Origin of the sequence: Natronomonas sp. CBA1123, from assembly GCF_009741925.1 — an archaeon.
Classification (GTDB): Archaea; Halobacteriota; Halobacteria; order Halobacteriales; family Haloarculaceae; genus Natronomonas.
Genome location: NZ_WPCC01000001.1, coordinates 191,594 through 203,846, shown reverse-complemented (window position 1 = coordinate 203,846; position 12,253 = coordinate 191,594). Strand labels below are relative to the sequence as shown.

14 protein-coding genes are annotated in these 12,253 nt (G+C 61.3%); 8 read left to right on the top strand and 6 right to left on the bottom strand.

Features of this window, described 5'->3' with window-relative positions; translation table 11 throughout:
• Nucleotides 1-59: 59 nt before the first annotated feature.
• The 3 genes from GJ631_RS01010 to GJ631_RS01000 all read left to right on the top strand — a co-directional run bounded on the left by GJ631_RS01010 (nucleotide 60) and on the right by GJ631_RS01000 (nucleotide 2,532).
• The gene (locus GJ631_RS01010) at nucleotides 60-1,103 is read left to right on the top strand and encodes a hypothetical protein (protein ID WP_197424696.1); all 1,044 of its coding nucleotides are present in this window, start codon (nucleotides 60-62) and stop codon (nucleotides 1,101-1,103) included.
• 45 nt (nucleotides 1,104-1,148) lie between these two features.
• A complete protein-coding gene (locus GJ631_RS01005) occupies nucleotides 1,149-2,093 on the top strand; it encodes a CPBP family intramembrane glutamic endopeptidase (RefSeq protein WP_156707348.1) in 945 nt (314 codons plus the stop codon).
• A 64-nt stretch (nucleotides 2,094-2,157) separates the two neighbouring features.
• Entirely contained in the window at nucleotides 2,158-2,532 is a 375-nt protein-coding gene (locus GJ631_RS01000; RefSeq protein ID WP_156707347.1) for a rhodanese-like domain-containing protein, read from the top strand.
• A gap of 23 nt (nucleotides 2,533-2,555) precedes the next feature.
• Here the strand turns inward: GJ631_RS01000 and GJ631_RS00995 are convergent, their stop codons facing one another.
• Nucleotides 2,556-3,386, bottom strand: a complete 831-nt coding sequence (locus tag GJ631_RS00995) for a TrmB family transcriptional regulator (RefSeq protein ID WP_197424695.1) — start codon at nucleotides 3,384-3,386, stop codon at nucleotides 2,556-2,558.
• 463 nt (nucleotides 3,387-3,849) lie between these two features.
• Between GJ631_RS00995 and GJ631_RS00990 the strand changes: the two genes are divergently transcribed.
• Nucleotides 3,850-5,133, top strand: a complete 1,284-nt coding sequence (locus GJ631_RS00990) for an RNA-guided endonuclease TnpB family protein (RefSeq protein ID WP_156707346.1) — start codon at nucleotides 3,850-3,852, stop codon at nucleotides 5,131-5,133.
• Between the two features lie 11 nt (nucleotides 5,134-5,144).
• Here GJ631_RS00990 and GJ631_RS00985 read toward each other — a convergent pair whose 3' ends face one another.
• Both GJ631_RS00985 and GJ631_RS00980 read right to left on the bottom strand, forming a co-directional pair.
• Nucleotides 5,145-5,810, bottom strand: a complete 666-nt coding sequence (locus GJ631_RS00985) for a helix-turn-helix domain-containing protein (protein WP_156707345.1) — start codon at nucleotides 5,808-5,810, stop codon at nucleotides 5,145-5,147.
• A complete protein-coding gene (locus GJ631_RS00980; RefSeq protein WP_156707344.1) occupies nucleotides 5,804-6,118 on the bottom strand; it encodes a hypothetical protein in 315 nt (104 codons plus the stop codon). Before GJ631_RS00980 ends, GJ631_RS00985 begins: the two co-directional genes overlap by 7 nt.
• 236 nt (nucleotides 6,119-6,354) lie before the next feature.
• On the opposite strand from GJ631_RS00980, the gene GJ631_RS00975 reads away from it, so the two are divergent.
• The 3 genes from GJ631_RS00975 to GJ631_RS00965 all read left to right on the top strand — a co-directional run bounded on the left by GJ631_RS00975 (nucleotide 6,355) and on the right by GJ631_RS00965 (nucleotide 9,669).
• Nucleotides 6,355-7,530 (top strand): tubulin/FtsZ family protein, encoded by a 1,176-nt coding sequence (locus GJ631_RS00975; protein WP_156707343.1) that lies wholly within the window; start codon nucleotides 6,355-6,357, stop codon nucleotides 7,528-7,530.
• A 275-nt stretch (nucleotides 7,531-7,805) separates the two neighbouring features.
• Nucleotides 7,806-8,363: a diadenylate cyclase gene (locus GJ631_RS00970; protein ID WP_156707342.1), complete on the top strand. Its 558-nt coding sequence runs from the start codon at nucleotides 7,806-7,808 to the stop codon at nucleotides 8,361-8,363.
• Between the two features lie 43 nt (nucleotides 8,364-8,406).
• Nucleotides 8,407-9,669 carry a cation:proton antiporter gene (locus GJ631_RS00965; RefSeq protein WP_156707341.1) on the top strand — a complete coding sequence of 421 codons (1,263 nt, stop codon included), beginning with the start codon at nucleotides 8,407-8,409 and terminating at the stop codon, nucleotides 9,667-9,669.
• A gap of 82 nt (nucleotides 9,670-9,751) precedes the next feature.
• Here the strand turns inward: GJ631_RS00965 and GJ631_RS00960 are convergent, their stop codons facing one another.
• Both GJ631_RS00960 and GJ631_RS00955 read right to left on the bottom strand, forming a co-directional pair.
• Entirely contained in the window at nucleotides 9,752-10,546 is a 795-nt protein-coding gene (locus tag GJ631_RS00960) for an HpcH/HpaI aldolase/citrate lyase family protein (protein WP_156707340.1), read from the bottom strand.
• Nucleotides 10,547-10,659: 113 nt separating this feature from the next.
• Nucleotides 10,660-10,908 carry a DUF4242 domain-containing protein gene (locus GJ631_RS00955; protein ID WP_156707339.1) on the bottom strand — a complete coding sequence of 83 codons (249 nt, stop codon included), beginning with the start codon at nucleotides 10,906-10,908 and terminating at the stop codon, nucleotides 10,660-10,662.
• Nucleotides 10,909-11,112: 204 nt separating this feature from the next.
• On the opposite strand from GJ631_RS00955, the gene GJ631_RS00950 reads away from it, so the two are divergent.
• Nucleotides 11,113-11,412: a HalOD1 output domain-containing protein gene (locus GJ631_RS00950; RefSeq protein ID WP_156707338.1), complete on the top strand. Its 300-nt coding sequence runs from the start codon at nucleotides 11,113-11,115 to the stop codon at nucleotides 11,410-11,412.
• Nucleotides 11,413-11,438: 26 nt separating this feature from the next.
• On the opposite strand, the gene GJ631_RS00945 is transcribed toward GJ631_RS00950, so the two are convergent.
• A complete protein-coding gene (locus tag GJ631_RS00945; RefSeq protein WP_156707337.1) occupies nucleotides 11,439-12,242 on the bottom strand; it encodes a TrmB family transcriptional regulator in 804 nt (267 codons plus the stop codon).
• Between the last annotated feature and the right edge of the window lie 11 nt (nucleotides 12,243-12,253).

Genomic DNA, 12,253 nt, shown 5'->3' with positions numbered 1-12,253 from the left:
CTGATACGCTTCTGACACGTCGTCAACGCCTTTTGCCGTCTCCGACGGTGTCTCAGCGGTTGAGAACCACCCAAAGCGCTATCGGGGATGTCGCCGATTACCTCTGTATGGCCCTCCATGCCATCGACGACGTTAGCGACGCGATAGATGTCACACGGGAGTTCCTGTTCCCGTTCGAGTTACGGCGGTGGCTCAAACTCGCCCTCGTCGCCTTTTTCATCGGCGGGTCGACGAGTGCGCCGACGGGGAACTTCAACACCGGCGGGACGCCGAGCGACACGCCGGGGCAACAGCCGGGGCAACTCCCCGACGGCATCCCCTCGACGCTTCCGGACGACTTCCTTCTGATTGTCGGCCTGGTCGTGGCCGCCGTTCTCGTCATCGGCCTCACGTTCGCGATAATCGGGTCGATAATGGAGTTCGTCTTCATCGAATCGCTCCGCAGCGGCAGGGTGTCGATTCGGCGCTACTGGAATCGACGGTGGAGGCAGGGAATTCGCCTGTTCGGGTTCCGTCTGCTTATTGGCCTCCCCTTCCTGTTGCTCGTGGTCGGCTGGCTGGCGCTTCTGTTGGTGCCGCTGCTCACCGGTAACGCTGCCCCGGGTATCGCCGCCTTCGTCATCGGGATTCCGCTCATCTTCCTCGCGGCACTCGTCTACGGGGTCATTGACGGCTTCACGACCGCGTTCGTCGTTCCGCTCATGATTCAAAACGACAGCGGCGTCCTCGCCGCCTGGGGTCGACTCTGGTCGTCCGTGAAAGCCGAATGGAAACAGTATCTCGCCTACGCGCTCGTCGCCTTCGGTCTGGGTATCGTCGCCGCCTTCCTGCTGTCGATTGTGGTCGGTATCGGCGCAGTCATCGTGGCGATTCCGTTTGCCATCCTCGGCGGCATCACGTACCTGGCGCTGTCGTTCTCGACGGCCGGCCTCGTCATCATCGGGGTGCTCGCGGCCGTGTTCGTCGTGGCGCTCATCGTCCTCGCGGCGCTCGCTCAAGTTCCGGTGCTCGCGTACCTGCGGTACTACGCCCTGCTCGTGTTGGGCGATATCGAACCCGACTTCGATCTGATTCCCGACCGCCGTCCCGTCGCCGACGAGTAGACCCCGGGCCCTACGTTTTTGAGGTCCGGCGGTCCAGACTCACCAATGTCCTCCAGAACTGCCGCTGAAACGGGGTTCGATGCGGTCGACACTCGGAAAGTGGGGGCGTTCCTCGCGCTCGCTTTCGGCATTTCCTGGACGAGTGCGGCCGCTCTCTACGTTGCCGGTGTCGAACTGCAAACCATTGCCGGGACCGTCCTCGTCGTCGCCCTGTTCATGTGGACGCCTGCAATCGCCGCGATACTCGTTCAGTACCGCGCCGGCGGGTCGATTCGTGACGGCTGTGGTCTGCGTCTCGGCCGACCTCGGTGGCTGGCCGTTGGCTGGCTCGCCCCCCTCGCTCTCGTCGCCGCGACCATCGGCGTGGGCGCGCTGCTGCCCGGCGTGTCGATTACGACTGACTACGCGGCATTTCTCCTCGACCTCGGCCTTCCACAGGCGCAAGTCGAGGAAGCCATCGCCCAACTCGAGGCGTTCCCGGGGCCGCCCGCACTGTTGTTCGCCGTCCAGGGACTCGGTGCCGGGCTGACGATTAACGCTCTCGCCGCGCTGGGTGAGGAACTCGGATGGCGCGGTCTGTTGCTCGAAGAACTGTCGCCGCTCGGGTTCTGGAAGGTCTCGGGGCTAACCGGCGCCGTTTGGGGGCTCTGGCACGCACCAATCATCCTGCAGGGCCACAACTTTCCCGAGGCACCGATTGTCGGCGTCTTCGTGATGACCGCCGCGACAGTGGCTGTCTCGCCGGTGTACACCTACCTCACGGTTCGGGCGGAGTCGGTGCTGGCCGCGGCGTTCTTCCACGGGTCGTTCAACGGGCTCGGGGCGCTTTCGGTGGTGTATCTCGCCGGCGCTGGGAATCTCGTGACGGCCCCGGTGGGAATCGCCGGCATCGGCGCCGCCCTGCTCGCCACGGGCGCGTGCGTCGCTCACGACCGCGTCATCGCCGCTGAGGCGGTCACAGGTGGGGAGCCGTTGCGGCCGTTTTTGTGATTTTCACGAACACGAAAGCGGGCGAAACGGGGCGGTTTTGTATCGCGAGTACAATCTCTATTCGATGAGCAGTATCCGCCCGAACGAGTTGGCCGACCGCCTCGACTCCGACACGGATTCCGACCCGTTCCTCCTCGACATCCGCCCGGAACGCTCGTTCCAGTCCGGCGCCATCGAAAACAGCCACAACGTCGCCGTCTACGACGACCTCCGCGGGGGCGACGACGCCACGCTCCGGCGGCACCTCCACGACATCCCGAGCGACCGCGATGTGGTGGTCATCTGTAAGATGGGCGTCGTCGCGAAACGCGCCACCAGCCTGCTCAACGAGGAAGGATACGATGCGGTGACGTTGCGCGGTGGGATGAGCGGCTGGCGGGGCTACCAGAACGGGTCGGTGAGCTACAAACTCCGGTCGTTGCTCTGGCGGCTCACCTAACCACCGCATTCTGTGCGGGCTGTTCAGCTGTCGGTGTCCACTCGGCCGTTCTCGAACAGCAGTCCGGTGGCCATCAGCCGCCGAACGATGGTGACGAGGCCGTTGTCGAATCCGGTCCCGAACACGCCCTGTTCGTGCGCTCGCCGCTCCGCTTCGGTTTCGGTGAACGAACTCACCAGAATCGCTTCTCGGTCGACCATCAACAGCCGACTGATTTCGGTGTCGTCGTCCGGTAGTGGGGACTGACTCAACCACTCCAGTTCCGACACGAACACCTCGACTTCGGGGAGCGACCCTTGAATCTCGGTGTGGAGCGCCTCGTCGATGGTGCCGACGATGACGTCGACGCCCCGCCTTTGGGCCGCCCGCAACTGCTCGGTCAGGTGGTCGGTGAAAATACTCTCGTGGCCGACGACGAGAATCACTTCCTCTTCGGCCTGCTCGATTAATTGCTCCGTCCGACTCGTGATGCCTTGGTCGTCGGAGAGCATCCACACCTCGTGGGTGACGTCCGTCGATTCTGTGTCCTCGACCGGTTCGAGGCCCCGCAGCGTGTCACGGAGCGATTCGGTGCGCTCGGTGTACTCCGCCTGAAGGGTGTTGATGGCCTCGTCTATCGAGACGGCTCGAAACACCTGTGGATTGGAGTGTTGGGTCTCGACCAGCCCCTTCTCTTCGAGGACCCGAATCGCGTCGTAGACGCGCGTCCGGGGAACTTCGGAGGTCTCGCTGATGTCTTTCGCCGTGCCACTCTGCCGGCGCGTGAGTGCCACGAACGACTTGGCCTCGTACTCCTTGAGCCCAAGTTCCTGGAGCAATCCAATCGCGTGTTCTTGTTTTGACGTATGATCCATTGGTCCCAACCTCAACCGCTAGCGGTTCGTTCATGTCCTAGGTGTTTAGTACGTCGTTTCGTACTCACGAACTGTCACTCGGGTAGTCACGATATTCGTCGATAGCACGGGTTCGAGGCATCGAACGACTGCCTCTGTGAGTGGATTAACCCAGTTAATCACAGTACATCTATGTGGGATTGGCACGCAGGATAATATGGCGTGTGGCCGCAGACTGGTCCCAACCTCTCTGTCACTACACGCCGGAACCACCCTACTCGGTGGTTTTTGAGAACTGTTCCAGACATACCCTCGAATCACCGTCGTTCGAGGTGGAGCCTCCGACCTCAAGGAGCGAGCGTAGCGAGCGAGTAGGTCGGAGAGGAAACCGACATGGTACTACACCAACCACGCTCGATGACTGGCCGACTCCCCCACCAAATCGTTGGTAGTATAAAGGCATGGCACTACATCTGAAACACGGATGGAGGTACGTCGCACCGTCCCCGTCAAACTTGACGTGGCCGACAGCGACGCCGACCTCCTCCACGAAACCATCACCGAGTTCCTGTGGGCCGCCAACTACGTCGTCGACCACGCATGGCAAGGCGAGTACAAGACTACGAGCAAAGCCGAACTTCAGCGCGAAACCTACGACGACGTGCGGGCCGAAACGAGACTCCAAGCGAATCTCGTCCAGAACGCCCGCAACAAGGCCGCCGACGCCGTCCAGAGCGTCGTCGCTCGGTGGAAGCACGGTGACTACGCGGGGAAACCGAACTTCACCGCCCCGACGCTCGTCTATGACAAGCGATGTGCGACGTTCAACGACGACCACGCAACGCTCTCAACCGTCGAAGGACGCATCACTGCCGAGTACGTTCTTCCCGACGAGGGCCGCGAGACGCCCCACTCGGAGTACCTATTCAACGACGACTACGAAGTGACGGGCGCAGAACTCCACTACCGAGATGGTGAGTTCTACCTTCACGTCCGAACAAAGGCGGACGTGGAGTTCGAGACTGCCGACGACGGCAACGACGGGCACAGCACAGTCCTCGGCGTTGACCTTGGCATCGAAAACGTCGCTGTCACCTCAACCGGCGAGTTCTGGAACGGGTCGGAGGTGAACCACTGGCACCGCGAGTTTGAGAAGCGGCGCGGGTCGCTCCAACAGCGTGGAACGCGAGCCGCTCACGAAACTATGAAATCGGTCGGACGCACGGAGACAGGCCGCTACGACCACTTCTTACACACTGTCTCGAAGGAACTCGTCGCGGAAGCCGTCGAACACGACTGTGACGTAATCGCGTTTGAGAACCTGACGGGGATTCGTGAGCGGATGCCTCGTGCCAAGAAGTTCCACGCATGGGCGTTCCGTCGACTGTACGACTACGTCGAGTATAAGGCCGAAGTAGAGGGTATCTCGGTCGAGCAGGTGAGTCCCGCGTACACGAGCCAGCGGTGTTCTAAGTGTGGGTTCACTCACGAGAACAACCGCCCGGCATCGGACGGACAGGACGTATTCGAGTGTCTGAAGTGCGGGTACTCACCGCACGCGGACTACAACGCGGCGAAGAACATCGGTCTGAAGCATCTCCGCTCGGCGCAAACGTCGTCGGGCGGAGGCGCACCCGTAAATGTGCGCTTGAATCGCGGGACGTTGAACGTGAACGGCGATTATGAGCCTGCCAGCAGTGGCCAGAACGGGAGTCCACGCGAAAGCCCCACCCTCAACGAAGCGAACGGCGAAGCCGTGAGCGAGTAGGGTGGGGTAGTTTACTCGTCGTGGTGAACAGTGGTGTCATCCGCTTCGGACGCCAACGCCGAGTCCTGAAGCACGTTCGCCATCCCACGTCTGATTCGCTGTGAAACCGCGGTATCGGAGATGTCCAACTCGTCCGCGAGTTCGACGAGTGTCGTCCGCCGGGGCACCTCGAAATACCCCGCGGCTACCGCACGAGCGAGCGCATCCCGCTGGTCGGCCGTGAGCTGTCCGTTCGAGCGTCGGTCGGTCGTTCCCTGGTGGTTCAGACGTCGGACGGTAATCGGATGTCTCTCGTCGTCGTAGCGCCTGTAAAACCGAGAGGAAGCATCCGTGTTGGGGAACCGAACCTCGAACGTCCAGGTGTCGGTCGTGGCGGTCGCCGAACGTATGGTGCCGTCCGTCTCTCGAATACACTTCAGTAACTCCGGAATGATGGTGTCGAAACGCAGCCGCAACACTGTCTCGGTGTCGCTCGTGGCCGTGACGCCGTCGATAGCCGGCCGCTCTCTGAGTGAGCGCGTCACACTCGAAACATCGTCGCCAGTCACTACGAGCGAGTGGAGCCGGCCATCGAACCCGAAGGCGGTTCGTTCGAATTCGAGTTCGGTCCCCTCCGGAAGTGGTCGGTTCTCGAGAAGCCCCAGCACGCTGGCGGGTGCGGTGATTTCCACTAACACTGCTTCAGTAGCTCCTCGACGATGTCGGTGGCGTGGTACCGAATCGTTTCGCGCTGCGGGTCGTATTCGATGACGCCCGCCTCCTGCAACAGCGGCAGATGCGTGTGGTGAAGTCGAATCTCGAGTTGCTCACGCGCCGTTTCCGGGTCGACCGAGAGTGACGTGTCCGTCAGGAGTGCGTCGACGAGTTGGTCAACCGTCGTGTGTCCGTCTTCGCCAACGACGTGTCGGAGGGCCCTTCGTCGCTGCTTGTTGGCTAATAACTCGAAGGCTGTATCGGTCGACAGCTGTTGTGAAGGTGCGGTCATGTTTTGTCTCACCATGTCCCGACGGGGTATCCATTCGCTTGAACGTGGTGTGGATAAAGTCACGGTCTATGCAGAAACCTCTGCTGTTAACCCGGATTATCAAACAGAGATGCGATACTTTCAACAAATGAATATGCGGGGCTGTTGCTTCGACAACGGGTTTGACCGAGTACGGCTCGAAGTACGTTCATAGCTAGCAATTAACTAAGCCGAAACGAGGACGACCACTGGAGACGATGAAACTCGCCCTCATTGGCTTCGGGAACGCGGGGTCGAAGATTACGGACAAACTCCTCGAATTCGAACGCGAAACCGGTCGGACGCTGACTAGCGCCGCGCTCGCCGTCAACTCCGCACGAGTCGACCTCGAACGGCTCGAGTACGTCCCCGAGGAGAATCGAGTTCTCATCGGGCAAACCGACCACCGGTCGAAGGGTCACGGCGCGGGTGGCGACCCCGACCTCGGCGCCGAAATCGCCGAACAAGACGCCCACGAAATCGAGCGTGCACTCGACCGAGTCCCAATTTACGCAATCGATGCCTTCCTCATCGTTGCCGGCCTCGGCGGCGGCACGGGCAGCGGCGGCGCGCCGGTGTTGGCCGAGACGCTCCGAGAGACGTACAACGAACCGGTGTACGGGCTGGGTGTCCTTCCGAGCACCGAGGAGGGTGGCCGACCGGCGCTGAACGCCGCCCGGTCGTTGCAGTCGTTTGCGGACGCCACCGAGAACCTCATCCTCTTCGATAACGACGCTTGGCGGCAGAGCGGTGACACCGTCGAGGCAGGGTACGAATCGACGAACGAGGAACTCGCCAAACGCGTGGCGACGCTCCTTTCGGCCGGCGAAATCGACGGCTCACAGGTGTCGGAAAACGCGATGGACTCCAGCGACATCCGCCGAACCCTCGCGACCGGCGGCCTCAGCGTCATCGGTTACGCCGAGGCCGACCGCCGCAGCGCCGACCGGACGGGGCTGCTCGACCGGCTCCGCGGCACCGCGCCGGCCGACACCGACGGCGCCGACTCGGCGACGAAAATCAGCAGTCTCGTCCAGAAAAGCGTTCAGTCCCGGCTGACCTGCCCATCGACTGTCTCGTCGGCCGAGCGGTCGCTCATCGTCGTCTCCGGGCCCTCGGAGGTGTTGTCCCGAAAGGGAGTCGAAAGCGGTCGGCGCTGGCTCGAAGGCGAAACCGACAGCAACGAAGTGCTCGCCGGTGACGACCCACGGAGGGCTCGCGACGTGATTTCCGTGGCGGTGTTGCTGTCGAACGTGACCGACATCCAGCGCGTCAAGGAACTCCAACAGCAGGCCGTCGATGCCAAAGAACGAATCACTGCCGCCGAACAGCGGCGCGACCAGGAGATACAGGACCTCATCACCGACGACGAGGACGAACTCGACCCGGTCTGACATCCTCCCCGTCGTGAACGACGGGACTCTCTCGCTGTAGAAAGGTAGTCGGCCGAGGATGTTCGGTTTCGTTCTCGGTTGGGTACTCGAGTCAACACGGTGGCGGGACGTTCGGCGTCCGAGCGGGACGCGCGGGTACTCAGGGAACGAAGTACGTCGGCGTCCGCGGATTCGCTGCGGCGCAACGGGTGATTCACCCGGTTACTCAGTACACCGTCTCACTGAGAAATTCGGGGCTACTATCCTCTCGGCAGCCGTATTCTAGTGTGAACGGAATGACTGAGCCCATCCCCAGTTCTGCGACGGCGGAGCTGACAGCTGCTGGTGCAGACACCGACGCGATACTCGAACGAATCGTGGGGTGTCTCAAGGACATCAGCCTCGGGTTCGAGCGATGGGACGACCCCCGCGCCCGTGGCCCCGGGCTCTATTTTGTCGTCGAACGTAACTCCAAGACCGAATTCGCGGCTCCAATGGGAGCGAACCGCTGGCCGGTCGAGGACTGTGCGAGTGTCTTTGCCGAGACCGACGTGTTTCTCGAGACCGCACGAGAGGTCGCGCTGTCCCGCGATGGCGCAGTCGTCGTTCACGACGATGGCACGATCGAGGAGACGATGGTTCGAGTCAAGCAACTCTCTGCGGCTGAAGGCCGACGAAACGACGACCTTCCATTTGCAGGTTGGATGGGTGCCCGTCACATGAGTGCGCTGGAAACTTCAACACGCGAGGAAGTACTCGCGGCGATTACGCTCAGCGAAGAGGACGGCCGGGTAACGGTTTTCACGAACGGTACGTTCGACGACTGCAAAGCGGCTTCGTTGACGATTGATTAACCAATCGGCGTACGTTGATTGACCTACAGGAGTGAATACACTCATGGTCGTTGAGTCGGGTCTGTTACTGACCTTCCTCGCCGGGTTGACGCTCGTCTTGGCCGTTGCGCATACGCTTGGGATGGTGGCTGACCGACTCGGGTTCGCACCGGTCGTCGGCGAACTCCTCACCGGGTTGGTGCTCGGCCCCTCGGTTCTCGGGTTCGTCGCGCCGAACGTCACGGCGCTGGTCGTCCCGGTACCCGATCGGTTGGCCGCCCTCGCGTCGCTCGGACTCATCTTCCTTCTCGTCTTGGCTGGAACGGAAGTCGACGTTCAGACGGTCCGTCGCTACGTTCGACCGACCATCGCGCTCGCTACCGGGGCCTCCGTCGTCCCGTTCCTTCTGGGATTCGCCTTAGGGTGGGTTCTCCCTGCGAGGTTCCTCGTCGCCCCCGAGCAGCGACTGCCGTTTGCGCTGTTCTTGGCGACGGCGCTGAGCATCTCGGCGGTCCCCGTCGCCGTCCGTGTGCTTATCGATCTCGATGCGATGGACCGCACAGTAGGGCAGCTCACCCTTACCGTCGCTGTCGTTATCGATGCGGCGGGATGGATCATGCTCACGATAGTCTCTGATATCGCTCGTGTGGGCCAAATAAACCCGTTCGGGGTCAGTCGAACACTCGCCGTCCTCGCTGTGTTCGTCGGCGTCGCTGTTGTTCTCGGGCCACGAATCGTCGATGCGCTGTTCGATGTGACCGCATACGTTCGCTCGCCGGTGTTGACCGGATTCTCGATCGTCATTGTCGTCGGGCTTGCGATGGCCGGTGGCTCGCTCGCACTCGGATTGGAGGCCGTTCTCGGCGCGTTCCTCGCAGGCATTCTCGTGAGAACTCGACTAGACGCAGAGACCGAACGAGTATTTCAGATGGTGACGCTCGGACTGTTCGCGCCCATCTTCTTTGCAACGGCCGGGTTACAAGTCGATTTGAGTGGCCTGTTTACGCTCGATACGCTACTGGTCGCAGGCGTCACACTCGCTGTGGCCGTGCTCGGAAAGGCACTTGGCGTGGTATTCGGATCGATGTTCACCGACCTCTCCCGAGCCGAAACGGTCTGTCTCGCCATCGGGCTCAACGCTCGCGGTGCGATGGAACTCGTCGTTGCGGCCCTCGGGTTGGCAATCGGAATCCTCACGCCGACTATCTACGCTGTTATCGTGTTCGTCGCTATCGTTACGTCCGTGATGACGCCGCCACTGCTCAGGCGCGCACTCGCGCTTCTTCCGGTCGACGTACCTCCGACCGCGGAGAGATTCGTTCAATGACTGGCGGCGACGCCGAGGAGTACTCCGAGGTACACCAGCGGAATCGAAAATATCGCCACCGGTTGCAACAGTCGTGTCCAGCTCAGTCGTCGGTCCCTTCGTAGGCATCGAACCAGCCAGTGATTGTCTGCTTGAGCGCCCCGGTCGTGCTCCCGAGATTCAGCATCTGGTAGCCGTTTGCCGCTTTTTCATTGACATCGTCCATCCCGAACCCGAGGCCTGCAACGGGAACGCCCGCATCGACGGCCTTCGATCGAACCGTCTCGACGGCGTCCTGCACATCCGGATGGTCGATTTCACCGGGATGGCCGAGCGACACCGAGAGGTCGAGCGGGCCGATGAAGACGAAGCCCAGTTCCGGGACGGCCAGGATTTCGTCGAGGTTCTCGACGGACGCCTTGGTCTCGATGGTCACACCGACGAGGGTTTCTCTGTCTTCGGTCGCGACGTACTCCTCAGCGAGCCCCCAGCGGCGAGCGCGTGGCGACGCCAGGCCTCGATGACCGGGGCCATCGTCGTACCGGAATCGAGCGGACCGAACCGCCTCGCGGACTTCGTCGGCGGTTTCCACTCGGGGGAGGAACACGTTCCGTACGCCGAGGTCCAGTGTTTTCCGGACGAGTGTGGGCTCCGTATCGGGAATCCGGACGAGTAACTCCACGTCCGTCCGTTCGGCTGCGCGGAGCAGGTCTTCCATCCGACTCCCATTCCACGGGTCCGGTCCACCGTGTTCGAAATCCAACCAGACGAAGTCGACGCCGAGTTCACCGTAGAACTCCACGAGCGTCGGACTGTACGTGTTATCGAGTATTCCGAGTGCGATATCTCCGTCATCCAGAGTCGCGGCGAGGTCGTTGGTGGGTTGTGAAGCGTTCATGAGCTAGTAGTGGCGGTCGGCTCTAGTGAAATTCTCACGAACTGAGGCCGGACTGGGGAATACAGGGAATACGTCTGGCAAGTCGTCAAAAGTGGCGTCTCGGTCGTCAATATTTACTCGCCCTGTTCGACTTCGAAGATCTCGTCCGCGGTGAGACCGTGGGCTTCTTTGTGGACCTTCTCACCGGCTTCTTTGCTGGGGCCTTCAAAGAGGCAAAAGACGGCCCCCTCGTCTTCGTCCACCCAGTAATTCAGGTATTTCACACCGTGTTTCTCCTGGGTCTCGAGATCCTTCTTGTGTGCTTCTACGACATCCTCAACGCTTGCATCGACATCTCTGTGGACGTCCATATACAGTGGCATGGTACATATCGTCGGTGGCGATACCCACGGTTAGTTATTTAGCGCCATTTTCCGGTACGACGCACTTATTTAAGAGACAGCAGGTGGTCGGACGCTCGCGGAATAGGCACGGCCAATTTCACGGTTTGGACTAGCCTGAAGTACTGTTTTGATAATATGGGTGAAATTCAGGTGCGTTTTCTTCGTCCACCACGATACGGTAGTATGGAGTACGAGATCGGACCGGAAGAAGCCACGAGTACGGCCGTGGTCCGTGCGGTGAGCGCCGTCGAGGGTCGTGACCCGCGGTCGCTCCGGCCGCTGGCGGACGTTCTCGAACCCACTGCGTTGGATTCGCTGTTCGGCTCGCAGGGTGACGGCCGCTCACGAGTGGGCGGCCGTCTGACGTTCGTCTACAGCCGGTGCTGGGTTACGGTCGACAACGGCGAGTACCTCACGCTCGAACAACTCGAATCCGATATCCGCAACGAGCGTTCGAACGGGGCTGACGGCGACCTCGGGTGACGGGCCAGCGGGCGGCATCCGAGGGCCTACGAGGCGGGGTCGCGCTCGGTCAACAGCCCCTGTGACATGAGCCGGCGGGCGATAACGATGAGGCCGTTTCCGAATCCCTCTCCGAAGATCGCTTGTTCCTCTTTCGTCACGGGCATAATCGAACTCACGAGAATCGTCGAGCGGTCGATTAGCAACAACCGACCGATGGCGGTTTCGTCTTCGGTGGCGTCCACACCGTGTAACCACTCCAGCCCCGAGATAAACGTCGTAGCGTCAGGGATGGCGGCTTGAATCTGTTCCTGTAGCGGTTCAGTCAACGCGCCGATGAGTAACTCGGCGCCGCTTTCGACCTCGTTGAGGGTGGTGACGAGGCTCTCTGTCAGTAGCGACTCGTCGCCGATGACGAGTACGATTTCGTCGTCTGCCGTCTCGATGAGCTCTTCGGCTCGATTTTCGATGCCGTCGTTCCCGGACATCGACCACACTTGTTGAACCGGCTCTTCGTCGTCTTCATCGACGATTTCGACGGTGTCGAGGGCGTCCTGAAGTCGTTCGACGCGGGCCTCGTATTGGTCGCGGAGCGTTTCGGTCGCTTCTTCGAGTGAAACCGCGCGGAACCGTTGTGGACTCGAATGGTGGATTTCGACCAGCCCTTGGGCCTGCAGTACCCGAATCGCGTCGTACACCCTGGTTCGAGGCACCTCGGTCAACTCGCTGAGTTTCTTCGCCGTCCCCGTCTCTACCCGTGACAAGCCGACGAAACACCGCGCCTCGTATTCCTTCAACCCGAGTTGCTGGAGTACTTCGATCGCCTCTTCGATGTTTTCGGGTGCATTCATTGTGTCCCAAC

What these genes read in the sequence shown, in the direction of transcription:
- GJ631_RS01005 (WP_156707348.1), top strand. Translation starts at nt 1,149, where the DNA reads ATGTCCTCCAGAACTGCCGCTGAAACGGGGTTCGATGCGGTCGACACT.
- GJ631_RS01000 (WP_156707347.1), top strand. Translation starts at nt 2,158, where the DNA reads ATGAGCAGTATCCGCCCGAACGAGTTGGCCGACCGCCTCGACTCCGAC.
- GJ631_RS00995 (WP_197424695.1), bottom strand. Translation starts at nt 3,386, where the DNA reads ATGGATCATACGTCAAAACAAGAACACGCGATTGGATTGCTCCAGGAA.
- GJ631_RS00990 (WP_156707346.1), top strand. Translation starts at nt 3,850, where the DNA reads ATGGAGGTACGTCGCACCGTCCCCGTCAAACTTGACGTGGCCGACAGC.
- GJ631_RS00980 (WP_156707344.1), bottom strand. Translation starts at nt 6,118, where the DNA reads ATGACCGCACCTTCACAACAGCTGTCGACCGATACAGCCTTCGAGTTA.
- GJ631_RS00975 (WP_156707343.1), top strand. Translation starts at nt 6,355, where the DNA reads ATGAAACTCGCCCTCATTGGCTTCGGGAACGCGGGGTCGAAGATTACG.
- GJ631_RS00970 (WP_156707342.1), top strand. Translation starts at nt 7,806, where the DNA reads ATGACTGAGCCCATCCCCAGTTCTGCGACGGCGGAGCTGACAGCTGCT.
- GJ631_RS00965 (WP_156707341.1), top strand. Translation starts at nt 8,407, where the DNA reads ATGGTCGTTGAGTCGGGTCTGTTACTGACCTTCCTCGCCGGGTTGACG.
- GJ631_RS00960 (WP_156707340.1), bottom strand. Translation starts at nt 10,546, where the DNA reads ATGAACGCTTCACAACCCACCAACGACCTCGCCGCGACTCTGGATGAC.
- GJ631_RS00955 (WP_156707339.1), bottom strand. Translation starts at nt 10,908, where the DNA reads ATGCCACTGTATATGGACGTCCACAGAGATGTCGATGCAAGCGTTGAG.
- GJ631_RS00950 (WP_156707338.1), top strand. Translation starts at nt 11,113, where the DNA reads ATGGAGTACGAGATCGGACCGGAAGAAGCCACGAGTACGGCCGTGGTC.
- GJ631_RS00945 (WP_156707337.1), bottom strand. Translation starts at nt 12,242, where the DNA reads ATGAATGCACCCGAAAACATCGAAGAGGCGATCGAAGTACTCCAGCAA.